We start from the raw sequence: 22,667 nt of genomic DNA on the forward strand, positions 1-22,667 counted from the left end.
CCGGAGCTGGTTCTTGGGCCGCATATTCGTCATCGTCGGCGGGCTTTTCGTGCTGCTGTTGACGGCAGCACTTGTCGTGCCGCCTTTTGTTGACTGGAGCGGCTATCGTGCCGATTTCGAGCGCGAGGCCAGCCGTGTTTTGGGGCGCCCTGTCAAGGTCGCTGGTGACGTCAGCGCACGGCTTTTGCCGTTTCCTTCCGTCGCGTTCTCTGATGTGCGTGTTGGGCCTGATGCAGCTCATCCGGTGATGACCGTCGATACGTTTTCGATGGACGCCGAGCTGATGCCGTTTCTGCGCGGCCAGCTTCTGATTTTCGATATGCGTGTGGATCGTCCACAGGTTACAATTTCTCTCGACAAAAGCGGCAAGGTTGATTGGGCAATCCGCCCGTCGACGCCGCTCGATCCGACGAAAATCAGGCTGGAACGGCTTTCCGTCAGTGACGGAACAATTACCCTTCGCGAAGAGGCAAGCGGTCGCAGTCATACAGCTACCGAACTTGATGCTGTGATCTCCGCAAACAGTCTTGCAGGTCCATGGCAGGCAAACGGAAGTCTCGTTCTTCAGGGCGAAAAGCTGGCAATCGACCTAACGAGTGGCGAGGCAAAGCCGGACGGGTCGCTGCGCGTTCGCGCACGTATTTCGCCAAAAGCAATCCCGGCTACTTTCGAGACCGATGGCGATGTGACCGTGACTGAAGGTCGGCTCGACTATGCCGGTGACTTTTCGCTCCGCTCTTCCGATATGGTTGCCAAGACGACTAAGGATCAGAAAACGCCGACGGAAACACCCTTCTTCAGTGGTGTGCGCGTAACCGGTCAATTCAAGGCGGATCGCAATCGCTTCGATGCCAGCGAATTTCGGATGGAGCAGGGGCCTGCCGACAATCCTTATGTGGTGAATGGCAAGGCATTCATCGATTATGGCGACAAGCCGCGTTTCGAGGTCAGCGCCGATGGGCAGCAGCTTTTCTGGGGGCCGAATGAAGCCGCCAGTGAAGAACAATCCGGTTCCGTAATGCCGGTGGCTGATCGTATTGCGATAGCGCGTCGTGTTCTCGAACAACTGCCCATTCCGACTATACCCGGCAATGTGGATTTGCGTCTGCCTGCCGTCATTGCAGGTGGTACAACGATACGCTCAGTCACAGTGAGCGCGGAGCCTGACGGAAAGAACTGGAATATTCGTCAGTTCGCTGCTGATCTTCCGGGGCGAACCAAGGTGGAAGCCAAGGGCACGCTCTCGGTTGGCAAGGATTTTGGCTTTAAGGGTGATATGCTTGTTGCGTCGCGTCAGCCGTCCGGTCTCGCAAGCTGGCTGAACGAGACAGTTGACGATTCTGTGCGCAAACTCGAAGGCGCGGGTTTTTCAGGACAGGTCGATCTTCGCGACGGAATGCAGCGGATCGATAATCTCGAAATTGCGTTGGGAAAAACCACACTCAAAGGCTCGTTTGTTCGCGAAGTGAAAGGGTTGGCACAGCCTTCAATTACGCTGACGCTCAATGGCGGAGCGGTGGAAAGCGAAGCGCTGCAAGCTTTTACGGCCTTTTTCTCCAGTGGTGACGGGCTGGGTTTTCTCGATGGCCAATCGCTGAACCTGGCATTCAAGGCAGGGCCTGTCCGCTATCAGGACATGGAAGCGGCCAATGTCGACATGGCGCTCCGGCTGCATGACGGGCGCTTCGATTTCGACCGGCTGCTGGTTGGCGATGTAGCGGGCACGACGCTTACTGCAACAGGCACCTACGAACCCTTCTCCAATACGCCTTCCGGCTCGCTCGATGCGACGATACTGTCTGGAGATCTTTCGCGTTTCCTCTCGCTGATGGCCAACCGCTATCCCCAGCTACCGCTGTTTCATGCGCTTTCGTTGCGTGCGGCGAATTTCCCTGGGCTGTTCGAGGATAGCGAGATCAATGTCATCGCCAATGCGGTGGCGCCGTCCGTGCCTGTGGCGAACAAGACACCTGCTAAAGGCGCGGCATCCAAGGGTAAGAGTGCCCGGCCTGCTGAGGCAAACACCAAAAGTGCTCCCGGTGTCGGGGAGTTTTCGTTCAGTGTTACCGGGAAAACAGGCGGCATGAAGCTGGACCTGTCGGGCACGGCGAGCGGTGGCGAGGGTGAGGGCGAGCCGTTGCAGATGCAATTGAACGGCACGGCAACATCAGAGCAAGGCGAGGCGGTACTCGCATTGATCGGCTTGCCTGCCTTGCCGCTTGGGCTTGCTGGTGAACTTACCGCCGACCTGAGCATGCAGGGTGCGCCGAGTGCAGGCATGCGGACATTGCTCAAGCTCACGGCACCAGACGGCTTGGCGACTGCAGACGGTGTGATTTCGCTTGTCGGCGGGGATATCGCTGCCAGCGGCAAAGCCCAGTTGAAGTCTGCGGACCTGCAGCCTTTCATCGCAACGGCTGGTTTCGCGCTGCCCGGATTTGGTGAAGGGCTTTCAGCAGACCTTGCCAGCGATTTTCAGTTCGCAAAGGGTATCTTGCGGTTTCCCAATCTGACAGGAAAGCTGGATGGAGAAGATGTTTCCGCGCGGCTGGAGGCCAATTTTGCCGATAGCGGCCTGCCGCAGTTGAAGGGTGAGGCAAAGCTCGCGACGCTCGAGGTTGATAGTCTTGCTGCTATCATGCTTGGGCAGGATGCATTTGAGCCGGCCAAGCCCACCACGAAGACAATCTGGCCGCGTGGTGCATTCGCGGTCCGTCCGTCCCTGCCGTTATTGCTGGATATGAAGCTCAACGTGGCGCAAGCTCATATGGAAGGGTTCGGGACCGCTACGGAGTTTTCAACGCGGCTTCTGAAGACCATGGATAGTCTTCAGTTGAACGAATTGACCGGCAACTGGGCAGGTGGATATCTGGTTGGAAACGTTTCTCTGAGCAATAGCGACAAGAATGCACTCCTCTCGACAGAGCTCAAATGGAGTGGCGCAAAGCTCAAGGATTTTTACCAGCTAGAGAACGGTTCTGCACCGCTGGGCGGTGTGGTGAAAGCTGCCGTCAATCTGAATGGTAGCGGCGAGAGCGTTGCGGCGCTGGTCGGATCGCTGGCGGGAGCGGCAAGTTTTGACGTGGAGAATTTCACCGTCGACGGTCTGGATGGGGCGGCATTGCCTGCAATGATAGCGGCGGCCGATGCAACGGGCGATCAGTTCTCCGGTTCCGACAAGCTTGCTTCCAAGCAATTTGTCGGCATTGCCGACAAGGCAACCGGGCAGGGCACATTTGCGCCAGGCAACGCGCGGTTTGACTTTACGATCAGCGGCGGTGTCGCACGTATGGCTGCGGCAAATCTGAGCGATGGAAATGCTGCTCTTCTCAGCGATCTGCAATTCGACCTGTCGACACTAGGAATTGGCGGAAACGGTACTTTGACGTTCCAGAACGGGGATGGCGCCGATACAGGTATTTCTCCGCAGGTGGCCTTTTCTCTCGGCGGTAGTTATAGCGCGCCGGAGGTGTCATTCGACAGGCAGCCGCTTGTTCAGTTCCTGACCCAGCGTGCGCTTGAACGCGAACAGGAACGTGTTGAATCCATGCAGGCGAGTTTGATGGAGAAGCAGCGCCTCCGTCGTCAGCTTGGGCTGTTCGAAGCAGATGAAGTGGAACGTGATCGTTCGCAGCGTGAGGACGAGGCGAGACGCCGTGCCGAAGCCAGTGCGCGCGAAGCGGCTCGGAAAACCGCCGCGGAAGCTCAACGGCTTGAGGCTGAGAAGCCGCAAGGCGGACCGGCAGGTGGATCGAAAGATCCTCTGGCATCGCCGGAAGGTGGTCAATCCCTCAACGAATTCCTGAAAAGTCTGGAAACGACGCCTGTGGTGCCTGTACCTCAGCCTTGAATTATTCTGGATTTGAGCCAATCCAGAACATGAAGTCTAAGTGCGGAAGACAGATTGATTGATCTGTCACGCTTGCTGTCGACTTCTGCGATCAGGGCCGCTACGGAAAGCTCTCGTGTGGCCGCAATTTCCTCAACCAGTTCGAAAAACGGGTCTTCAAGCGTATAGCTGGTTGCGTGCCCGCGAATACTGACGGAATGTTTGCGTAAACCTCCTGACGAGTTCACTTTGTCCCGTCCGGCTTATCGTTTTTTTCCAGACGGTTCTGATCCAGAAAACGTTCCGCTTTTGTCGTCTCCGTGCGAGCGAAAGCTTTTTCGGTCTTCGTACGCCCGAATTGAATGCGGTTCTGGTCAGCCTGCTTTTCTTTTTCAGCGCGGGCTTTCTGCTTTTTGAACTGTCTGAGATTGACGATATCGCTCATGGAACCACGCGGAAATGTTGAAGGCTCCTGAAAAATTACCGCGTTTCGGCCCGGTCTCGCAAGCTCGTAATAGGGTGGCTCTACTTCTGCGGATCTTTGGGGTTGGTGAACCACCAGATGGCCAAGGACGCCAGAATCAGAAGTATAAGCCCAACTGTCATCTGCAGAAGCGGAAAGTTGGGTTCGTCTTTTGCCACGAAGAAAGCCGCGACAATGCCGCTTACCCACAATACTGCCTGAGCAATTGCACGAATCATCGAACTCAATCCTGAACTGGTTGCCGTCAGAACAGAGTATAAAGCGCCGGTTTGCTTTTCACCATTGATCACGATCAACAGTGAAACGGAACTGTCCAATCAAACAAACGGACGAAACCAATCGGAGTTCTGGCCCATTATTCACATGAGGATGGTGTGTGCGGAATTACTTTTTCCGGAAAGCATCCAGTGAAACAACATCGGCAGAAGGTTTGGCTTCCTTGTCGGTGCCATCATCTGCATTGTTGTCTTTGGCCGCAGCGGCTTCTTTTTCGGCTGCAGTCTTGCGCGACTTCGATTTAGGCTTTTCTGCCTTCTCGACCGGTGCTTCCGTGGGGAGGATTTCGATAGGCGCTACATTGCCGCCTTCGTCATTGTCGCTTTCTGGCTGTGCGATCGCGACATCGAATTCGAGTTCGAAATTGACCGAAGGGTCGTAGAAACCACGGACGGCAGAAAAAGGTACAGTCAGCTTTTCAGGAATATCACCGAAAGACAGGCCAACTTCGAATAGTTGATCCGTAACGAGCATGTCCCAGAACTGATGCTGTAAAACGATTGTCATCTGTTCGGGATATTTTTCCTTCAGGCGCGAGGAAATTCGCACACCGGGCGCTCCAGTCAGGAACGTGATGAAGAAATGATGGTTGCCTGGCAAGCCGGCCTTGGCCACTTCCGCAAGAACCTTGCGAATGACGCCGCGTAGGGCTTCCTGAGCGAGAATATCGTAACGGATTAGGTCCTGTACCATGGTTTGCTTATCCCACGGATTCGGAGGTCGATGTCAAGTTCGTTCTCGCCGGAACGGATGATATATGATCTGAAAAAGCAATAGGACGACGCCTGTGGCGGAAAGATGTGCAATTTTTGAACGCAATAGGGTGCGCTTGCCTCTATCGACTTCCGAAGGCCATCAGGAACGTGCGTACTCCGTTGACGGCGCTCTTTTCGATGATTGCATCGTCCACACCCTGACCGGTTAGCATATGGTAGTGCGTGTCGGCATTGATGAGCGCCATGAAATGGCGTGCGGCAAGGTCCGGATCGTCGACGCGCAGATGACCATCCATGGCGAGGCGCGCCAGACGGGCTGCTATGGCCGGGATGGCTTGTGCCGGGCCTTTGGTGCTGCAAATATTGGCTGCAAGCGGCAGGTTGGTCTCATTGGCCTGCATTACCTTGCGCAGAAACGCACCGGACGAATCGTATATGCAATTCCGGCTCATGCGGATCGAGAAAGCCACCAGATCGTGCTCCAGATTTTCGCCAGTCTGGGGGAAAGTGGCCAGAACTGCGAACAGGCTCGCGTTCATACGTGCAAGCGCATCCTCGACGACGGCAGCAAGCAAAGCTTCCTTATCGCGATAGTGATTATAGATGGTTTGACGTGACACGCCCGCTTCGTTGGCAATGAGGTCTATGCTCGCGCCTTGAAATCCGTCGCGATTGAAAACACGCGCAGCAGAACACAAAATGAAGTCGCGCTTCATGCACTGTCCGGGCTTTATCACCGCGGAATTCAGGCCCTTTTCGGATACAGCACGCTTCTCGGGCAGGGCGGCCATGTCGATAATGTCAGTAGGCTTCATAACTCCAACATAAGATAGCTTGACGTTTTGGACAATGGTGTCTAATTTGACATCAGTGTCAAATCTGTTTTGACGATGCGTATAGAATGCCTTTCGCTACAGAGTTTTCAAGTGTCGGCCGTAATGGAAAACAGGTCGATATCGTCAAGATGGAACGAAAACCGGTAGCGAATACAAATATTTATCTGTCCTGTACCGATTTTGCGAGCCCGATGGCGCCATCCTCCCAAGCAAAACCGGAGATTCGAAATCGGTGCGGGAACCTCACGAAACATTGATGAAAGCGCGTCCCCCATGGCTTCCAGTCTTGTGCGCAATGCCATTGTTCTTGGCCTTCTTTCCGCCATTGGCCCATTTGCGATCGATATGTATCTGCCAGCTCTGCCCACCATTGCCGCCGATTTGCACGCGGAAACTGGTGCGGTGCAGATGAGCCTTCTGGCCTTTTTCATTGCTCTCGCGGTTGCGCAGCTTTTCTGCGGGCCGCTGTCGGATATGGTCGGGCGTAAACTTCCGCTTTATGGCGGTCTGGTCTTGTTCGGTATCGGCAGCATTGGCTCCGCCGTCGCGACCGATATAGATGTGCTCGTGCTTTTCCGCTTCGTTCAGGGGCTGGGTGCAGCGGCCGGTATGGTCATCCCGCGCGCTGTCGTGCGAGACCTTCACACAGGTATCGAGGCAGCGCGTCTGATGTCGCTTCTGATGCTGGTTTTCTCCATTTCGCCGATTCTGGCGCCGCTGACCGGTTCCGTCATCATCAGCTTCTTTGGCTGGCGTGGTGTTTTCTGGGCGGTTCTGGTCGCTGCCGTTATTGGTATCATCCTGGTGGCCACTGCACAGAAAGAGACGCGGACGGCAGAGGCCCGGCTTGAAAGCAATCTGGGCAGCGCCTTGCGCGGCTACGGTCGTCTGCTTAAGGATCGCTATTTCCTCGGACTGGTCTTTGTTGGCGGCTTTGGCATCGCGTCCTTTTTCGTCTATCTCGCCAACTCGTCCTTCGTGCTTATCGACCATTACGGCCTGACGCCGACGCAATATGCCATCGCGTTTTCGGCCAATGCAGTATCGTTCTTCGGCGTTTCGCAGTTGAACGGCTGGTTGGGGGCACGCTTCGGGCTTCGCCGCGTCATGCGATTCGCCGTTTCCGGATTTGCAGCGGCAATGCTCGCCATGTTCGCCGCCGCACTCATGGGGCATCAGTCGCTCTGGTTGATCGCAGGCTTCCTGTTCGTAGGCTATGGTTTCCTTGGCCTTGTCATCCCAACAACGGCGGTGCTGGCTCTGGAAGACCACGGCGAGATTGCAGGAACTGCTTCTGCGCTGATGGGTACGCTGCATTTCGTGATTGGCGGCGTTGCCATTGGGGTGACAGGCTCGTTCTTTGACGGAACGGCTGTGCCGATGGTCGGCGGAATTGCCGGTTGTGCGCTCACGGCCTTCGTGCTGACGCAGATCGTTCTTTCGCGCAAGGCAAGTGAACTCGATACGGAAGCCGCCGCTGCATAAGTAATGTGAAAGGGAAAGTGGAGGCTTCCACTTGAACCCACCTTACTTATTGAAATTAAAGAGAATAGGTTTTCCAGCGAACTACAGGAAAACCATGAACATTATTGGAACAAACCGGCTTACTGTAAAGCGGTTGAACGCGGGCAAATAATTGCTGCCGCTGATGTATGTGAGGTGTCGATATGATGCCTGCACGTTATCATCGCTTACGAGATCGGGCCATGGCCGTTGTCGATCGGGCATTTGCTGAGCCGGTTCGATTGTCGTTTTTCACGGCTCAAGGCACTACCGATCCCAGCCGCCCTATAATCGAGATAGAAGCCGTTCTGCGCGTTGGTGGTGGCAAGTCCACTACGATTGGCGGTTCGAGCAAATCATCTTGGCGCACGCGTATCGTTGCCCAAAAATCAGAACTTCATATCGACCGTACCAAATACCCGACTGTCACAGTCAGGGCAAAGGACAAGGTGCGAGCTTTGGCACGTCCGGGCCAGCCTTGGTTTGAAGTTGCTGCGGTTGATGATCGTGGTGAAACTCGTTTAGTCTTGCAGCTTGGTGAGGCTTGATGATGGCTGATCAGCTTAATCCAGAAATTCTTGTTGCTGCGAAATGGCTGTTTGAATGCGGACAGCAATGCGTAGGCGCCAAAATACCTGTCCTACGTGAGCGTTTTGCTCTTACAGCGCTAGACGCTATCGAAGCGATGAAACAAGCGCGTATGCTGGCAAATTCAAGCAATACGGGGGATCGTAGCAATGAGCGATGATTTCACCCGTAGCCGCATGGCGTGGCTGGATCAGATTTACGATGATCAGCAGCTTACGACAGTATCACGCGATGCTGCCTTTCGTATTAGCCGCTATTTCAATCGCAGGGGCTTCGCCAGTAGCGGAAACCTGAATGCATGGCCGTCATATGAGACGCTTGCAAAAGAGGCTGGTTGCTCTCCAAAGACGATCCAGCGCGCTGTCTCATTATTGCGTGAGCGCGGCCATGTTGCGACGAATGGCAATGGCGGACGTTCGAAGGCGCTGACGTATTTTGCAGTTATCAAGGTAGGCACGAAAGCGGACGAAACGGGCGCTGATATAGCGTTTATCGCGCCTGATAAAGGTGGACAGAATTGTCCACGTTTAGTTGAAAAGGTGGACACGGCTGTCCCTAAAGGTGGACATTTGAATGCCGAAAAGGTGGACAAATATGTCCTACAAACCTCTTTGAATAAATCCCTGATTAAATCCTTGAGCGCGGCGCGTGTGCATGACGCTGCCGATGAACCATTCAAGGCGGCATGGTCGATAGCTGTTTTCGACAAATTGGCAAAAGGGCCGGGGGCATTGCCAAGGCCGGGAACCGCTTTGCTTCGAAACCTGATTGAGATTGAGAAAAGACCAGCCCTTGTTCTGGATCATCAAGCTAAGCATGGATGGCCTGAGATCAACAGCATGTTCGAACAGCCAAAGGCGCTTGAGCATGAAACGCTTGCGCCTTCGATCCGCAAGATGGCTTTCGAGATGGAAGCTGTCACATCGGGCAGCGCTCAATGGAACGATTGGCAGTGCGAGTTTGAGGCAAGGGGCTGGCCGTTTCCACGGGATGCCAAGGCTATGAGCTTCCCACGCGGTGGAGTGAAGGCACTACCAGCATTCATGGCTGCACTGGTGGCAAGGCAGGCAGGCGGCGGGAATGTGGTGCCAATGGCTGCAAGGGCAGTCGGGGCATGAGCGTTTGGGTCCTTCCGGGTATCTGTCTGCTGCGGGTGAGCGCGACTGCGGGATTTCGGTCTGTGCAGTTAAATTTTATAGCTAAAAACAATTGGTTAGATGGTGATACTCATGAATATTTCTCATGAAGTTTCAGCCGATCCGGCGTTAAAACAAGAGCCGCGCACCATTTCGAAAAGCGGTTTTTCCAAGCTGATCAATGTCTCTCCCGGTCGGGTTTCGCAGATGATCACTGCGGGAATGCCTGTGGAGCGCGATGGAAAAATTGACGTTGCGCGGTGCAAACTCTGGATCTCCGAGAATATCAATCCGACACGTGCAGCAAGTCAGGCGCAAGGTGCCACGCTGTTCGGTGAGGAAAAGCAGGCGATCTCACTGACGGCGGAACGCGCAAGGCTGGCAAAGGCACAAGCGGATGCTGTCGAACTGAAAAATGCGACCATTCGGCGTGAGTTGGTGTCTGCGAGCGAAGTGGAACGGCTTTGGTCGGGTGAGTGGATGCAGTTGCGTTCAAGCGTTCTCGCCGTGCCTTCGCGGCTGAGACAGCTTCTGCCACACCTGACGGCTGAGGATATTGAAGCCATAGACGGCGAACTGCGCCGGATGCTTACGGAGTTTGGCAATGATCAGTGAAACACTTATCGAAGTTCGTGAGCGTTCGCGCCGGTCGATTATTCCGCCTGCACGGTTGCAACTGTCGCAATGGATCGAGCGTGAAGTGCGGTTGCCTGCCGATGTGTCGGCCATGCGCGGCCCTATTCGGCTATATCCTTTTCAGCGTGGCATGGCCGATGCAATGAGCGATTCGAAGATTGAACGCATTACGGTCGTGAAATCTGCCCGTATTGGTTATACCACATTGCTGGTTGGTCTGCTTGGTTCGCACGTGGTGAACGAACCGGCACCCGTTTTGTTCGTGCTGCCAACTGAGGATGATTGCCGAACATTTGTTGTGTCGAATGTCGAGCCGACTTTTGAGGCTTCGCCATGTCTTGCGAATGCGCTGGCAAGCGATAAAGGCAGCGAGAAACGCAATACGCTTTTGTCACGGCGTTTTCCCGGGGGCAGTCTCAAAGTTATCGCGGCCAAAGCACCGCGCAATCTTCGCGCTCACAATGCCCGTATCCTGATCATGGACGAGACTGACGGCATGGAAATGACCAAGGAAGGCAGTCCTATCCCGATTGCCGAACGGCGCACCATGTCTTTTCCTGATCGGAAAATCATAATCGGCTCAACCCCGATCTATGAAGATAGCAGCCATGTGTTGAGCGCCTATGAGCGTTCAGACAAGCGAATTTATGAGGTGCCTTGTCCTGAATGTGGAGACTTCCACGAAATCGAATGGAAGGACATTCACTGGCCGGAAGGTGAGCCGGAAAAGGCTCATTGGGCTTGCCCTGGCTGCGGTTCTGTCGTCGAGGAAAGATACAAGGGCAGCATGGTTGCAGCCGGTCGCTGGCGTATCACAGCGCCGGAAGTGAAAGGCCATGCGGGGTTTCGTATCAACTCGCTAGTGTCGCCGCTGGAAAATGCAGCGTGGGGCATTCTCGCCAAAGAGTTTCTTGCAGCCAAAGACGATCCTGCTTTGCTGCAAACATTCATCAATCTTGTGCTGGGGCAGGGGTGGCGTGAAAGCGGCGAGGAAATGGACGATAGCGAACTGGCAAGCCGTGTCGAAGCGATCTCGCTTGATATGCTGCCAGAAAGCGTTCTTGCCCTCACAGCAGGAGTAGACACGCAACGCGACCGCCTTGAGGTTACAATTATCGGTTGGACGCGGGATGGCGAGGCTATGATCCTTGATCACAAGGTGATTTGGGGCTTGCCAGATGATGACGCAACATGGACCGAAATTGATGCTGTTCTAAAAATGCGATTTGATCATCCGCTCGGTGGCAAGCTAGGGCTGGATGCTGTTGCAATCGATAGTTCTGACGGCGAGACGATGGAAAACGTCTATTCGTTCTGCTTTCCGCGTTCTTCGCGTAAGGTTCTGGCAATCAAGGGCGTAAACGGAAATCGTCCATGGATTGAGAAATCCAAGTCGAAAGTGAAAGGTGGGGCGCTTTGGATTGTCGGCGTGGACGGTTTGAAATCTCACCTGACAGCGCGGCTATCGAGAGGGCGAACAATCCGTTTCTCTGATCGGTTGCCGTTGTCGTGGTTTGAACAGCTTGCCAGTGAGCGGGTTGTTGTGCGCTATACACGCGGCCAGCCACAACGCCGATTTGAGCGCATTCCCGGTCGTAGAGCCGAAGCGCTGGATTGTGTTGTGTATGGTTTCGCAGCACGCCAGATACTGAATATCAACTGGGATCAGCGCATTGATGATTTGCGGCTTGGTGTAGAAACAATCGCGCCAAAAGTGCAGGCCGTTACGAAGTCGAAGTGGCTGCGATAAGTAATATGGGGCTGCAAATTTGCAGGCCCGGACGGGCGACACGGTGTCACCCGTATTTCATGTGGCCAAGTTGGCCAGTTGATCAAGTCGCCAAGTTGGCGACTTGATTTAGCTATTTAGGCTCGGCTTGGGCGAGCGCCTGTTCAACTTTGACTGCATTCGCAAAGTTGTAACTTCCAGAATTGGCAGGGGTGTTTTCAAGGGAGTCAAGTTCCTGAACGCTTATGCCGGCGGAAGCTGCTAATTCCTCTTGGGTTAAGCCAAGTGTTTCTCTCCGCGATTTGAAGCCAGCTGGATGCCGCTCTTGTACATCGATTTTGACTGAGGTCATGATTTTTTCTTTCTCAAACATTTGGTTTTTCGCCGTGTTCAAATCTGGCTGAACTCGCCCCTTCAAGAGCGGCATTTATCCAAGATGCATATTGACCTAGCAAATATTTATCTCCTGACCGATCATTCTTATCAGGATCTAAGCAGATCCCGCGCTCTTGATTTTCTTCAAGTATCCAAAGAACCTTATCGACCTTTCTATCTTGACCAAATAGGTATTTTTCTCCAGAAAATGGAAAATCACTATTGGGCGATATGTATATGCCGTAGCCCTCTGGCGTAGGTTGTCCGAAGATTAGTAACGTAGTAAAATTAGTTACTTCGGCTAGTTCGTCACAAAGCACTTTTTCTTGATCTGATGGATAATCAGCTTTGATTTCAACCCACATTTGATATTTTGGGAGCCAAAAATCGGGAAGGTATGGACCAGAGTTAAGCTTGAAGCCCTCTTTTTCATATTCATACTTTATTCCAAGACCGGCGAAAAATACGGCCCATCTTGCTTCTGTCCGCGACCTAAATTTGTATCCGTTGTATTCTGTTTGGATTGCATTCATCTAGAATCCCCCAGTATTCCTTCTTCGGGTTATAATTATTATTGGCCGGATTTTTTTAATCTTACACCCGGCCCCTCACCATTTTCAGCGACGAAAATAACGCCTGCCTTTTCAAATGCAGTGCGAACTGCAGATTCGTTTGCATCTGTCATTCCATGGTCGCCGTCTTTTGCTTCCGCTCGCCTGACTGTAGCAACGCCGATTTTTGCTTCATTCGCTAAATCTTCTGCACGCCAACGCAACAATGCTCTGGCTGCGCGAATTTGCGATCCCGTGATATGTGACATATCTTTTGATAGCCTATTGATCAATTAAAAATCTGATGATATTACGCATATCACTTGATTTAAAATATATCAATGGAGGTACATTATGCCGAAATCTGCTATTCCGGCTAATCCCGAAGGCTTGTCTGAAATTGACGCGGAAATTTTGCTGTTGTGGTCAGGCTTAGATTCGAACCAAAAGCGCGAAGCCCTTGCGTATGCACGTCGTATTTGTGCTGAAAAGGGAGTTATTTTGCCATGATCGATAAAGATGAACTCAATCTTGCAATTGATGATGCATATGACGTTTCGGCGTTATTGCGCACTGCTATCGAATGTTTGGGAAATATCAGTGAAGACTTATCCCGACCATATAATAACATTCTTGGTGGCGTGAGCCGTGTTCTTGAGGTTGCGGACAAGAAGGCGCTCAATGCACTCGCAGCGTTGGAGGGCGTTGAAATGCGGGAGCACATGTCGCAATCACGCTCGTAGCTAAACTTATCCACACCGCAACGCTTGGCAAGTATATAAGTGGTAGCTTGAATAAATCATTTTTTCGAGCATTGACATGGGATCATCACACGGTATTATGTGTGTGACAATCACACGGATATTTAAGATGACTCGTTTAATCTCACCCTCGGAAGTTGAAGCAAGAACCGGCCTTTCACCTGATGTCTTGCGGGATTGGCGGCGGCGCGGACTTCTCCAGCTTGGTACTCAGCAGGATAATGGCCGATGGGGGTATGTCGTCGGCGATGTAGCTCAATTAGCCATTGTCAACCATTTCACGAAATGGCGCATAATCTCGGATCTCAGTGATGCATTCCATGTGGCTGGCTTCGCGGTTCCCTTCGTTTATGCCGCTGTAGCCGACGATCCAGTGTTCGCAAAGCAAGTAGGAGAATTGCCATATCTAGCAGCGTTCAATGTCAGGCAGGGTGAACGACTACAAGTTGAAACAGTATATAGCCTCGAAGAAACACTTCGCTTGCGTTTACCGGGTTTCGTTGTTGTCGATACGAGGGTTTTAGGCGAGCATCTCAGCGATCAGCTGGCAGGCTTGTTCGATAAAGCTTAGAGATTGGAGATCGAATAATGGCCCTGCCTTTCCCTAAACTTTTCTCGCGTTCGAACAAAGGGAATCCAAACCATAAACGTGCCGTGAACGCTGCAAGCGTAAACTGGCCGGATGATCCGCGTGTGATCTCTGGTTCGGCTGATATTCGACAGGCAGGCCAGACCGTTTCCCAGCGTGTTGCTGGGCTTTATGTGAATGATCCTGTTGTGCGTTCGGCGGTTAATCTGGTTGTATCGCAGATCGTGGGCAGTGGTGTTCGGTTGAATACACCTGATCAGATTGTTGATGCCCGGTTCAATGCCACGCGCATTGACCCATCTGCGCTTATGTCGGTTACTGCCATGCAGCGTGCTTCGATCCGTTCGTGGGTGATCAGCGGTGAAATTCTTGGTTTGCATCGTGTCATTGATGGCCGATACGCTTTTCAGCTTCTCGACCCCGAACAGCTTGATCGTTCCAAGAATGAAGACTTGGGCGCGTCCGGCTCTATCGTTGCCGGTGTCGAGCGTGATGGCCTTGGCGTGATTGCTGGTTATTGGATATTGCCGAACTCTCCCGGCGATCCATTCGCCCGTAACACGCAATCGGTTCGATTTGATGCACCGGATGTTGTGCATGTGTTTGAGCATGAGTTTCCCGGACAAGTGCGCGGTATCAGTGCGCTTGTCGCAACTTTGCCGGTTCTCAACAATGCAAGCATCGCAATAGAAGCGCGGCTCAAGCAGTTGCAGGTTAGTGCGATGCTGACGGCAATCTTGACCAGTCCTGACGGAACAGATGCTTTTGACGGTGAGCCTAATCCATCTTTGGAACCCGGTGCTATTATTCGTGCACGTCCCGGTGAACAGGTTGAAGTTGTCAACGGTCCACAGTCGCCCGACTTCAACGCTTTTATCAAGGTGCTTTATCGCCAGATAGCGGCATCGGTTGGTGTGACCTATGAAGATCTGATCGGCGATCTTGAGGGCGTGAATTATTCCAGTTTTCGTGGCGGTGCATTGACAGCACGCCGCAAGGCGGAAGCCACTCGCAAAGTTACTTTGATCGAGGGCGTTCTCGATCCCGTGTTCACCCGCTGGCAGGCTATCGAGCGACTGGCAGGCCGGATTAGAGCCGATCTTGACCATGGTTGGATCGAACCAAGCTGGCCGGAAATCGACCGTCTCAAGGAAGCCAACGCCGATATTTCCCTGCTGAATGCTGGTTTAAAGTCCCGCAAGGAAATCATCGAGGCGCGGGGCCGAGAATACGAGACTGTGCAGTCAGAATTTGAAGCCGACAAAACCGTCAAAATTCAAGGAAATCAACAATGACAAATCTTGTTCGTCGGTTTCAGGCACAGTCTAAGCCGAACAGCTACGATCCAGAAACGCGATCCTTTACGGTTGTTGTCGCAACATCTGCACCCGTAAATTGTGGAAGCCATTTTGAAGTGCTGGACCTTGCATCGTTCGGCGCTAACGGCTGGCCGGACAGTCTGCCACTGCAAACAGATCATTCCATCAGTGTTCGGGACACGGTGGGCATTCTTAAAAACTTCCGCCTCGAAACAATCGAAGGCGACATTCAAGCCCTCGTAGCCGAAGGGCGCTTATCTTCGCGTGCTGATAATGACGCGCTCGCCGCCAATCTTAAAGATGGCGTGCAATCGAGCTTTTCCATTTCTTTTTCAGTTTCGAAATGGCGCGACAGCAAAGACCCCGCAACAGGCCGCAAGATCAGAACAGCCCTTTCGGGGAAGCTGATCGAGGGCAGCTTTGTGGTCAATCCTGCTGATCCCCATTCAAAAATCAGGAGCAGTCCTATGGACCCCGAAGATGTGATCGAAAACAACCGCATGTCGGTTGAGCAGTGGGACACGGTTTGCCGTGCTGCTGGCGTTCCAGACGCTGTGCGTGAAGCGCTGCGCAATTCCGACGCGCCAGACAGTGAGCGTACTGCCTTGGCGCTTGCAGCGGTAGAGCGCAGCGCTCCGCCTGTTCGCACAATCCGGCAGCATAATGATGAGACACTCGACAATCCTGTCATTCTGCGCAATGCCGTTGTGAATTTCTATGATGCTGTCAATCGTGGTGAACAGCCTAGCGGGCAGGCTGCGGAAGTGTTTGCACAAGGTGAACGTGCATTGGCTGAACGTCTTTGCCGCAATGCTGGTATTGCAACCATTGGCCTATCTGATGCGGAAGTTGTTCGCCGTGCTGCCACCACATCCGATTTCCCGCTGATTGCAGGCGGTACTTTCAATCTCGCTATGCGCCGGGAATTGGATGCAGCAGCTTCCCCTATGGCTGCTTTGTTTGGTCGCGATAGTGTTTCAACATTCAATGCAGAAACACGCGGCCTTGCTGATTGGACCAGTCTTGCAATCGCCGACAAATTAGAGAGTGGCGAATACAAGCATTCGTTTATTCACGAAACCGGCGAGACAGTCAGTGTTGCCGTGATCGGCGGCATTACCAGCAAGTCATATGAATTGACGATCAATGCTGGTTCGCGCCTTGGCAATGACGGCACGCAGTTTGGCAAGCGCATGGCTGCGGAAATTGCAGATCGTCAGGTTGCTTATGTGCAGCAGGGCAGTTTGTCCGGTCCGAAAATGAAGGACGGTCAAACGGTTTTCCATGCAAGCCGTGGCAATATTGTTGACCTCACACTGGATGGTCTGACGGAAGTCAAGCAGATTATGGGCGCACGCTCTGCCATGGCAAAGCGTAAGGGTGTGGGCGATGTAATGATCGGTGTTTATCCGACACATTGGCTTGTGCATTCCGATTTTGAGGAAACCGCACTTCGCCTTCTCGCCAGCATTCAGGCTTCCGCAATCGCTGACGTGAACCCGCTGGCAGGCAAGCTGCAAGTGGTCGTTGAGCCGCGCCTAAGTGATCCTGATGCATCGTGGTTGGTTGCAGCACCGTCGAAGATGGACGGCGCTGTGCGGGTTTATCTGCAAGGGCAGGAAGCGCCTTTCACTGACAGCCGTATCGATTTTAATACGGATGCAGTGCAGTTCAAGATACGCCACCCGTTCGGCCTTGGCTGGCTCGAATGGCGTAGCTGGACGCGCCTTGACCATAAGGCGGCTTAGCCATGAACGTAACCGAGATGCAGCAGCAGCTTGCAAACCTTCGAGCCTTACGGGCCGAAGGTGTTCGCAAGACCCGCTTTGGGGATGATGAAACCGAATATCGCAGTGACGCTGAATTGGCCGCTGCCATTGCTGATCTCGAAACCCGGATTGCGACGGCTTTAAAACCGTCGCGCCGGTTGATTTATCCTAGAGTTTCTAAGGGCTACTGATATGCGAAACTATGTGCAGCATGGCAATATTGTTGATCTCACCGCGCCTTTAGCCGGTGTTGTGTCAGGTGAAGGTTTCTTGACTGGTGATCTATTCGGCGTTGCCGCAACAGACGCCAGTGCAGGCCAGAAAGTATCAACCTATCTGGAAGGCGTTTTCAATCTTCCAAAAGTTACAGGTGCAGGGCTGATCGAAGGGCAGAAAGTCTTTTGGGATGCGACTGCGAAGAAAGTCACTGCCAGCGATACCGGAAATACATTGATCGGCCATGCGGTTGAAACAGCGGCTGCGGCTGCGGTTTCTGTCGCTGTTCGATTGGCTCGATAAGGGGGCGGAAATGGATATTCAGCTTCTTGGGATGCGGCTTTATAACGGTGCGGCAAAGCCTGACTTTGATTTGCTGGCCTATGCCGACCTTAGCGTTGCCGGTGGCCTCACCATTCGGGGTGCGGCTCTGGTATCGAGAGACGGTGAATACCGCGTTTGGCCGCCACTGAGTAAAGATGACCGCAAGGCCGTCAAATGGCGACATGACAGCCCATTCCATGAGGCTGCAATAAAGCTCGTTCTTCCTGCTTATAGGGCTATTTCCGGCAAAATGGAGGGCTGAGCGATGGCTAAACGTTCTGTACTCATGAAAAACGCTGAGGAATTTCCACGAATATTGTTGGGGGATCGTCCCCCTTCATATCTGGGCAAAGCACGTCTAGCCACTGAACTCGATATTAGAGCGTTTCCCTTTCAAGTTGGATCATATCCGCACGAGTTGAAGTAATTCTGAGCCTCTTGCGGTTCGATGAGTTCAACCATCTGACCGATGCGATCCCAAAGCCCATTGACTGTTCTCTCGGCAGCCTTTCGTAAAAGCGCCTTCAGCTTGGAGAAGGCCTTTTCGATCGGGTTGAAGTCTGGACTGTAAGGTGGAAGGAACATCATTGTCGCGCCGACCGCCTCGATCAATTCTCTTGCTGCCGGTCGTTTGTGGCTGGACAGATTATCGAGGATGACAATATCACCTGGTTTCAATGTTGGAACCAACACCTGAGCGACATACGCCTCGAACCAATCACCGTTGATGGGGCCGTCGATGACAAGTGGCGCGACCATTCCCGTATTGCGCAGCCCCGCAACCAACGTGGTCGTTTTGCGATGGCCGTGAGGAAAACCCATTCGCAACCGCTCACCCTTGCGGCACCGCCCATGACTACGGGCCATATTGGTCGCTGTCCAGGTCTCATCGATGAACACGAGCCGCTCTGGATCGAGATCAAGTTGCTCCTCGAACCAGCATTGCCGCTTTTCCAGAACGTCTGGACGGCTTTGCTCTACAGCATGGCCAGTCTTTTTTTACGCGTTTGTTCGTGCCGGACAAGAAAGCGGTGCAGTGCCGACTTGCTGATTATGATGCCTTGGGCGGCCAAATCACTGCGAAGTTCGAAGAGAGTACCGTCCCTGTGTTCGGCGAGCCAGATCATGATCTGATCAGCATGAGCTTCTGTCTTGTGAGAATTGCGGTCGCCGCCCAGTGGACCGGGTCGAACATTTCCCTGCTGGAGTTGAAGGTTACGCCAACGGCTAACGCTGGCTGCGCTTACACCGAAACGCTCAGCAGCCTCTCGATGCGATGCACCGCCATCAACGGCAGCAACTACACGTATTCGAAGATCAATGGAAAGGGCTCGCGACATATCTGCCGACCTCCATCGGCAGATAGCTTGAATCAGAAAGTAACTGATTTGCAAAGCCTGCTGATTCAATCAGGCAGGGAAACGCTCTAGCGAAACTACTGTTGATGATTATGTGCGGCGGGGCTTGCTTCCAAAACCTGTTAGGCTCGGTGGATCAGTGCGTTGGAGCTGGACGCAAGTGCAAGCTTTACTAGATGCAAATTCCTCCGGTGGACATTCCGATGATCCGTTCATGGCGGGGTTAGATAATGTCTCGCAAGCATCGTAGGCCGGCAACCGTATCGCTGCCAAAAGGTGTTCACCGTGTCGTTTCACGCGGCAAAGAGTATTTTTACTATCAGACAGGCCGGGGCACAAATCATGTTGGGGAGCGGGTTAAGCTTCCCAACGATCCACATTCTCCTGAGTTTTGGCAAGCTGTCCGGCAGGCACAAGGTATCAGCGGACCAGTTGTCGACGGTACCATAGGCGCATTGATTGATGCATATGAGGCTGCATGGCCCGGATTGCCGCGCAAATTAGCCGTCAGCACTACAGAACAGTATCGACGGCAATTGCGAATCGTCCGTAAGGTTTGGGGTGATTTGCAAGCTGAGGCTCTCAGGCCGTCTCATGTTCAAGCCTTAATGGAAAAGATTGGCGCAACTACGCCGGGTGCCGCAAACAACCTTCTCGACGCTTTGCGTGCAATGTGCCGATGGGCCAGCGGTCCGCGTGAATTGCTAGGCCGTGATCCAACGCAAGGTGTGGCTCATTTTCAGCAAGGCGAGGGGCATAAGCCGTGGACGCCTGATCAGCTTGCATTCGCGGACAAGAATTTCACAGGCATGTTGCACCGCGCTTACGTTCTCGCACGATATACCGGACAGAGAATAAGTGATGTTGTGCGGCTTGGCTGGAACGATATCGATGAGGGCGGCTTTAGCCTTCCACAAAAGAAGACCGGCGTTCGCCCTTGGTGTCCAATCTTCCCAGAACTGGAATCAGAAATGGCGAAATGGGAAAAAAGGCCCGGCCCATTTCTTTATCAAGACAACGGCAAACCGTTCACAACCAATCTTATGTGGAAGTGGTTGAATGACGCTCGAACAGGCCAGCCGGTGATCGAAGATGTAGTCTGGCACGGTTTGCGTGCCAATGCGGTCATTCGTTTGCGCCAAGATGGATTTAGTGCACCGCAGATATGTGATGCGGTCGGAATGAGTCCACAGATGGTCGAAAGATATAGCCGTTACGCTGATCGCAAGATGGGCGGACAGGCTATTTTGATCGATCTAAAAAAACGGAAACAGAACGAAACTGTAAAACAGTTGAAAACTGGAAAACTAAAATGACCAAAAATCAATCGGTTATGAGTAAGGAAACGAAGTGGAGGCTTCTGTTGCCAGGTGCCTCCGAACCCCGCCTTAAGGGGCTAACCCTAAGGACTTTAGAGTGGGTTTCCCGCACCGCCATTAGGCAGCGAGAGCATAACCCTGAGCTTTGTTGTCATTTGCAACTACTCAATTGACCCGATAACGGTGGTATCATGCCGAGTAAAAGAGCGATCTTTACACCCTTGTCGATCCTGTTTCGCCCCCGCCACAATACAAACCGATAGGCTGATTTGTATTCTGGTGGAGGCGCCGGGTACCGCCCCCGGGTCCAATGGGTTTATTACACCGTCCATTTATCACCATAGTCAGCTTGCGCCGACACGCCGTATATAGGCGCGGTTGATCATGATTGGAAGAGGGTGCGTAGTTTTTAACGGGTTTTGCCAATAGGCTCCCGACAACCAGCCCTTGTGTTCATTTTTCATTGACAGCCTGCATTTGCTGGTCAATCCTCGCAACATATCGGGGTCGGCAAGTAAATTCTTATATAGCCGGATTCCGTGGCTGAAACGGGGTGCTGATACCCCATTCGAAGGAGAGTGGATATATGAGTGAATATCTCGCGGATGTCCGTCGCTACGATGCCGGTGCCGATGAAGCTGTAGTCGACAAGATCGTCAAGCATCTGGGTATTGCGCTGCGCAATCGCGATTCCTCGCTCGTTTCGGCAACGGACCCGGAAGAATTGAAGCGCGTCCGCACCAATTGGGTTGCCAAGAAACTCGGCGTTGATGACGAAGCTAAGGGTGACGAAGTCGTCGCGCATGTTGCGGAAGTCATGAAGGGTGATCGCAACAAGAATCGCGTTACCTTCTATTATCTGGTCGCCAAGCAGCTCGGAAAACTCGGCGGCCTTTGATCCACAGCGATCTGGTGAATCCGAAGCCCCGGTGCCTTACACCGGGGTTTTTCTTTATAGTGGCTTAAACGAATCGGATTCTGGATCATCCCCCATGCGCACCTATCTCGATCTTCTTCAACATGTGCTGGATAACGGCACCGACCGTGGTGACCGCACGGGTACAGGTACGCGATCGGTTTTCGGATATCAGATGCGCTTCAATCTCGAAGAGGGGTTTCCGGTTCTCACGACCAAGAAGCTGCATCTTCGCTCGATCATCCATGAGCTGCTCTGGTTTCTGAAAGGTGATACGAACATCGCCTATCTGAAGGAAAATGGCGTCTCGATCTGGGATGAATGGGCAGACAAGAATGGCGACTTGGGCCCGGTTTATGGTTATCAGTGGCGCTCATGGCCAGCGCCGGATGGCCGCCATATCGATCAGATCGCGAATCTTCTCAAGATGCTGCATGGAAATCCCAATTCGCGGCGCCTGATCGTATCGGCGTGGAACCCGGCGCTGGTCGATGAAATGGCTTTGCCGCCATGCCACTGTCTTTTCCAGTTCTATGTCGCCGATGGAAAACTCTCCTGCCAGCTTTATCAACGCTCTGCGGACATATTTCTGGGCGTGCCGTTCAATATCGCTTCCTATGCGTTGTTGACGATGATGATCGCGCAGGTTGCCGGTCTGAAACCGGGAGAGTTCATCCATACGCTCGGGGATGCGCATATTTACGCCAATCATTTCGATCAGGCGCGCCTGCAGCTTACCCGAATACCAAAGAAATTGCCGACAATGTGGATCAATCCGGATGTGAAGGACCTCTTTGCTTTCCGTTTTGAGGACTTCCAGCTTGAGGGCTATGAGGCCGATCCGACGATCAAAGCGCCGATTGCTGTCTGAGGCATTCCATGTCCGTACAAGAACCGATTGTTTCAATCATTGTTGCTGCCGCCGAAAACGGCGTCATTGGGCGCGACAATGATATGCCGTGGCGGCTCTCAACCGATCTCAAACGCTTCAAGGCCCTGACGCTCGGCAAGCCGGTTATCATGGGGCGGCGGACTTGGGAATCTATTGGGCGCCCCTTGCCGGGACGGCCCAATATTGTCGTGACGAGGGACAACGGATTTCAGGCTGAAGGTGCAAGTGCTATCGGTTCTCTCGAAGAGGCAATTGCGCTCGGACAAAAACTGGCCGCTGACCTGGGTGTCGGAGAGGTTTGCGTCATAGGCGGTGGGAAAATTTATGCGCAGGCTTTGCCTCTCGCGGACCATATTCACCTGACCCGCGTGCTGGCCGAGATCGATGGAGATACGCATTTTCCAGAAATCGACCTCCAAATCTGGCGCGTCGTTTCGCAGGAGGATGTGCCCGCTGGTGACAAGGATAGTCACCCAACGCGCTATTTTGTGTACGAAAAACGTGCTGTGTAAAGCATAGTTCACGAATTTTGTCGTCTTCGCGTT

General features: G+C 53.1%; 28 protein-coding genes and 1 other RNA gene. 19 read left to right on the top strand and 10 right to left on the bottom strand.

Annotation, left to right across the window (positions count from 1 at the left end):
- Positions 1–13 precede the first annotated feature (13 nt).
- The gene (locus OANT_RS09190; RefSeq protein ID WP_012091771.1) at positions 14–3,850 is read left to right on the top strand and encodes an AsmA family protein; all 3,837 of its coding nucleotides are present in this window, start codon (positions 14–16) and stop codon (positions 3,848–3,850) included.
- On the opposite strand, the gene OANT_RS09195 is transcribed toward OANT_RS09190, so the two are convergent.
- The 5 genes from OANT_RS09195 to OANT_RS09210 form a co-directional block, all read right to left on the bottom strand.
- Entirely contained in the window at positions 3,841–4,077 is a 237-nt protein-coding gene (locus OANT_RS09195; RefSeq protein ID WP_012091772.1) for a ribbon-helix-helix domain-containing protein, read from the bottom strand. The two genes, OANT_RS09190 and OANT_RS09195, sit on opposite strands and share 10 nt — an antisense overlap.
- Complete coding sequence (locus tag OANT_RS09200) at positions 4,074–4,274, bottom strand: DUF4169 family protein (RefSeq protein ID WP_012091773.1); 201 nt, start codon at positions 4,272–4,274, stop codon at positions 4,074–4,076. Before OANT_RS09200 ends, OANT_RS09195 begins: the two co-directional genes overlap by 4 nt.
- 80 nt (positions 4,275–4,354) lie before the next feature.
- Complete coding sequence (locus OANT_RS26400) at positions 4,355–4,609, bottom strand: hypothetical protein (RefSeq protein WP_115179278.1); 255 nt, start codon at positions 4,607–4,609, stop codon at positions 4,355–4,357.
- 88 nt (positions 4,610–4,697) lie between these two features.
- A complete protein-coding gene (locus OANT_RS09205; RefSeq protein ID WP_012091774.1) occupies positions 4,698–5,282 on the bottom strand; it encodes an SspB family protein in 585 nt (194 codons plus the stop codon).
- 142 nt (positions 5,283–5,424) lie between these two features.
- Positions 5,425–6,120 (bottom strand): TetR/AcrR family transcriptional regulator, encoded by a 696-nt coding sequence (locus OANT_RS09210; RefSeq protein WP_012091775.1) that lies wholly within the window; start codon positions 6,118–6,120, stop codon positions 5,425–5,427.
- Positions 6,121–6,414: 294 nt separating this feature from the next.
- On the opposite strand from OANT_RS09210, the gene OANT_RS09215 reads away from it, so the two are divergent.
- From OANT_RS09215 to OANT_RS09240, 6 genes are all read left to right on the top strand, one after another.
- Complete coding sequence (locus tag OANT_RS09215; RefSeq protein ID WP_010659759.1) at positions 6,415–7,626, top strand: multidrug effflux MFS transporter; 1,212 nt, start codon at positions 6,415–6,417, stop codon at positions 7,624–7,626.
- 221 nt (positions 7,627–7,847) lie between these two features.
- Positions 7,848–8,192: a hypothetical protein gene (locus OANT_RS09220; protein WP_235823009.1), complete on the top strand. Its 345-nt coding sequence runs from the start codon at positions 7,848–7,850 to the stop codon at positions 8,190–8,192.
- Positions 8,192–8,392: a hypothetical protein gene (locus tag OANT_RS09225; protein WP_040129192.1), complete on the top strand. Its 201-nt coding sequence runs from the start codon at positions 8,192–8,194 to the stop codon at positions 8,390–8,392. The genes OANT_RS09220 and OANT_RS09225 overlap by 1 nt, the downstream gene beginning before the upstream one ends.
- Entirely contained in the window at positions 8,382–9,350 is a 969-nt protein-coding gene (locus tag OANT_RS09230) for a helix-turn-helix domain-containing protein (protein WP_012091777.1), read from the top strand. Before OANT_RS09225 ends, OANT_RS09230 begins: the two co-directional genes overlap by 11 nt.
- Before the next feature lie 111 nt (positions 9,351–9,461).
- On the top strand, positions 9,462–9,983 hold the full coding sequence (locus OANT_RS09235; protein ID WP_012091778.1) for a DNA packaging protein: 522 nt from the start codon (positions 9,462–9,464) through the stop codon (positions 9,981–9,983).
- Entirely contained in the window at positions 9,973–11,754 is a 1,782-nt protein-coding gene (locus tag OANT_RS09240; protein WP_012091779.1) for a phage terminase large subunit family protein, read from the top strand. The genes OANT_RS09235 and OANT_RS09240 overlap by 11 nt, the downstream gene beginning before the upstream one ends.
- A 112-nt stretch (positions 11,755–11,866) precedes the next feature.
- Here OANT_RS09240 and OANT_RS09245 read toward each other — a convergent pair whose 3' ends face one another.
- Genes OANT_RS09245 through OANT_RS09255 form a run of 3 tightly spaced genes read right to left on the bottom strand, consistent with a single transcriptional unit; the run spans position 11,867 to position 12,928 of the window.
- Positions 11,867–12,106, bottom strand: a complete 240-nt coding sequence (locus tag OANT_RS09245; protein ID WP_012091780.1) for a helix-turn-helix domain-containing protein — start codon at positions 12,104–12,106, stop codon at positions 11,867–11,869.
- Entirely contained in the window at positions 12,099–12,641 is a 543-nt protein-coding gene (locus tag OANT_RS25065; RefSeq protein WP_012091781.1) for a PDDEXK family nuclease, read from the bottom strand. The genes OANT_RS09245 and OANT_RS25065 overlap by 8 nt, the downstream gene beginning before the upstream one ends.
- A 38-nt stretch (positions 12,642–12,679) precedes the next feature.
- On the bottom strand, positions 12,680–12,928 hold the full coding sequence (locus tag OANT_RS09255; RefSeq protein WP_012091782.1) for a helix-turn-helix domain-containing protein: 249 nt from the start codon (positions 12,926–12,928) through the stop codon (positions 12,680–12,682).
- An 85-nt stretch (positions 12,929–13,013) separates the two neighbouring features.
- Here OANT_RS09255 and OANT_RS26720 point away from each other — a divergent pair, with 85 nt between their 5' ends.
- From OANT_RS26720 to OANT_RS09290, 8 genes are all read left to right on the top strand, one after another.
- Positions 13,014–13,169: a hypothetical protein gene (locus OANT_RS26720; RefSeq protein ID WP_158304326.1), complete on the top strand. Its 156-nt coding sequence runs from the start codon at positions 13,014–13,016 to the stop codon at positions 13,167–13,169.
- A complete protein-coding gene (locus tag OANT_RS09260) occupies positions 13,166–13,402 on the top strand; it encodes a hypothetical protein (protein WP_040129194.1) in 237 nt (78 codons plus the stop codon). The genes OANT_RS26720 and OANT_RS09260 overlap by 4 nt, the downstream gene beginning before the upstream one ends.
- A gap of 127 nt (positions 13,403–13,529) precedes the next feature.
- On the top strand, positions 13,530–13,991 hold the full coding sequence (locus OANT_RS09265; RefSeq protein ID WP_041545116.1) for a MerR family transcriptional regulator: 462 nt from the start codon (positions 13,530–13,532) through the stop codon (positions 13,989–13,991).
- An 83-nt stretch (positions 13,992–14,074) separates the two neighbouring features.
- Entirely contained in the window at positions 14,075–15,304 is a 1,230-nt protein-coding gene (locus OANT_RS09270) for a phage portal protein (RefSeq protein ID WP_235823008.1), read from the top strand.
- Complete coding sequence (locus OANT_RS09275; protein WP_012091785.1) at positions 15,301–17,076, top strand: phage major capsid protein; 1,776 nt, start codon at positions 15,301–15,303, stop codon at positions 17,074–17,076. Before OANT_RS09270 ends, OANT_RS09275 begins: the two co-directional genes overlap by 4 nt.
- Positions 17,077–17,078: 2 nt before the next feature.
- Entirely contained in the window at positions 17,079–17,288 is a 210-nt protein-coding gene (locus tag OANT_RS09280; RefSeq protein WP_012091786.1) for a phage head-tail joining protein, read from the top strand.
- 1 nt (position 17,289) lies between these two features.
- A complete protein-coding gene (locus OANT_RS09285) occupies positions 17,290–17,616 on the top strand; it encodes a DUF2190 family protein (protein ID WP_012091787.1) in 327 nt (108 codons plus the stop codon).
- A gap of 10 nt (positions 17,617–17,626) precedes the next feature.
- On the top strand, positions 17,627–17,899 hold the full coding sequence (locus OANT_RS09290) for a hypothetical protein (protein ID WP_012091788.1): 273 nt from the start codon (positions 17,627–17,629) through the stop codon (positions 17,897–17,899).
- A gap of 131 nt (positions 17,900–18,030) precedes the next feature.
- On the opposite strand, the gene OANT_RS25600 is transcribed toward OANT_RS09290, so the two are convergent.
- Positions 18,031–18,977, bottom strand: a protein-coding gene (locus OANT_RS25600) for an IS630 family transposase (protein WP_011982578.1) whose coding sequence is annotated in 2 segments (ribosomal slippage) — positions 18,031–18,638 and positions 18,638–18,977 — 948 coding nt in all. Because the reading frame shifts where the segments join, the coding sequence is not laid out codon by codon here.
- Positions 18,978–19,225: 248 nt separating this feature from the next.
- Between OANT_RS25600 and OANT_RS09305 the strand changes: the two genes are divergently transcribed.
- Positions 19,226–20,311, top strand: coding sequence for a tyrosine-type recombinase/integrase (locus OANT_RS09305; RefSeq protein ID WP_012091789.1), 1,086 nt, complete (start codon positions 19,226–19,228; stop codon positions 20,309–20,311).
- Positions 20,312–20,344: 33 nt separating this feature from the next.
- On the opposite strand, the gene ssrA is transcribed toward OANT_RS09305, so the two are convergent.
- Positions 20,345–20,712, bottom strand: a transfer-messenger RNA (tmRNA) gene (gene ssrA / locus OANT_RS25605).
- 188 nt (positions 20,713–20,900) lie between these two features.
- Between ssrA and OANT_RS09315 the strand changes: the two genes are divergently transcribed.
- From OANT_RS09315 to OANT_RS09325, 3 genes are all read left to right on the top strand, one after another.
- Positions 20,901–21,212 (top strand): DUF2853 family protein, encoded by a 312-nt coding sequence (locus OANT_RS09315; protein WP_010659760.1) that lies wholly within the window; start codon positions 20,901–20,903, stop codon positions 21,210–21,212.
- A 94-nt stretch (positions 21,213–21,306) separates the two neighbouring features.
- On the top strand, positions 21,307–22,101 hold the full coding sequence (locus OANT_RS09320; protein WP_012091790.1) for a thymidylate synthase: 795 nt from the start codon (positions 21,307–21,309) through the stop codon (positions 22,099–22,101).
- 8 nt (positions 22,102–22,109) lie between these two features.
- Positions 22,110–22,634 carry a dihydrofolate reductase gene (locus OANT_RS09325; protein WP_010659762.1) on the top strand — a complete coding sequence of 175 codons (525 nt, stop codon included), beginning with the start codon at positions 22,110–22,112 and terminating at the stop codon, positions 22,632–22,634.
- The last annotated feature ends 33 nt before the right edge of the window (positions 22,635–22,667 follow it).

The sequence above is a fragment of the Brucella anthropi ATCC 49188 genome (assembly GCF_000017405.1).
In the GTDB taxonomy this organism is placed as follows: domain Bacteria; phylum Pseudomonadota; class Alphaproteobacteria; order Rhizobiales; family Rhizobiaceae; genus Brucella; species Brucella anthropi.

Coding starts and splice junctions, on each gene's coding strand:
- OANT_RS09245 (WP_012091780.1), bottom strand. CDS start 12,106: ATGTTTGAGAAAGAAAAAATCATGACCTCAGTCAAAATCGATGTACAA.
- OANT_RS09325 (WP_010659762.1), top strand. CDS start 22,110: ATGTCCGTACAAGAACCGATTGTTTCAATCATTGTTGCTGCCGCCGAA.
- OANT_RS09225 (WP_040129192.1), top strand. CDS start 8,192: ATGATGGCTGATCAGCTTAATCCAGAAATTCTTGTTGCTGCGAAATGG.
- OANT_RS09230 (WP_012091777.1), top strand. CDS start 8,382: ATGAGCGATGATTTCACCCGTAGCCGCATGGCGTGGCTGGATCAGATT.
- OANT_RS09255 (WP_012091782.1), bottom strand. CDS start 12,928: ATGTCACATATCACGGGATCGCAAATTCGCGCAGCCAGAGCATTGTTG.
- OANT_RS09215 (WP_010659759.1), top strand. CDS start 6,415: ATGGCTTCCAGTCTTGTGCGCAATGCCATTGTTCTTGGCCTTCTTTCC.
- OANT_RS09280 (WP_012091786.1), top strand. CDS start 17,079: ATGAACGTAACCGAGATGCAGCAGCAGCTTGCAAACCTTCGAGCCTTA.
- OANT_RS09315 (WP_010659760.1), top strand. CDS start 20,901: ATGAGTGAATATCTCGCGGATGTCCGTCGCTACGATGCCGGTGCCGAT.
- OANT_RS09275 (WP_012091785.1), top strand. CDS start 15,301: ATGACAAATCTTGTTCGTCGGTTTCAGGCACAGTCTAAGCCGAACAGC.
- OANT_RS09235 (WP_012091778.1), top strand. CDS start 9,462: ATGAATATTTCTCATGAAGTTTCAGCCGATCCGGCGTTAAAACAAGAG.
- OANT_RS09265 (WP_041545116.1), top strand. CDS start 13,530: ATGACTCGTTTAATCTCACCCTCGGAAGTTGAAGCAAGAACCGGCCTT.
- OANT_RS26720 (WP_158304326.1), top strand. CDS start 13,014: ATGCCGAAATCTGCTATTCCGGCTAATCCCGAAGGCTTGTCTGAAATT.
- OANT_RS09205 (WP_012091774.1), bottom strand. CDS start 5,282: ATGGTACAGGACCTAATCCGTTACGATATTCTCGCTCAGGAAGCCCTA.
- OANT_RS09240 (WP_012091779.1), top strand. CDS start 9,973: ATGATCAGTGAAACACTTATCGAAGTTCGTGAGCGTTCGCGCCGGTCG.
- OANT_RS09220 (WP_235823009.1), top strand. CDS start 7,848: ATGGCCGTTGTCGATCGGGCATTTGCTGAGCCGGTTCGATTGTCGTTT.
- OANT_RS25065 (WP_012091781.1), bottom strand. CDS start 12,641: ATGAATGCAATCCAAACAGAATACAACGGATACAAATTTAGGTCGCGG.
- OANT_RS09290 (WP_012091788.1), top strand. CDS start 17,627: ATGGATATTCAGCTTCTTGGGATGCGGCTTTATAACGGTGCGGCAAAG.
- OANT_RS09285 (WP_012091787.1), top strand. CDS start 17,290: ATGCGAAACTATGTGCAGCATGGCAATATTGTTGATCTCACCGCGCCT.
- OANT_RS09200 (WP_012091773.1), bottom strand. CDS start 4,274: ATGAGCGATATCGTCAATCTCAGACAGTTCAAAAAGCAGAAAGCCCGC.
- OANT_RS09305 (WP_012091789.1), top strand. CDS start 19,226: ATGTCTCGCAAGCATCGTAGGCCGGCAACCGTATCGCTGCCAAAAGGT.
- OANT_RS09320 (WP_012091790.1), top strand. CDS start 21,307: ATGCGCACCTATCTCGATCTTCTTCAACATGTGCTGGATAACGGCACC.
- OANT_RS09210 (WP_012091775.1), bottom strand. CDS start 6,120: ATGAAGCCTACTGACATTATCGACATGGCCGCCCTGCCCGAGAAGCGT.
- OANT_RS09260 (WP_040129194.1), top strand. CDS start 13,166: ATGATCGATAAAGATGAACTCAATCTTGCAATTGATGATGCATATGAC.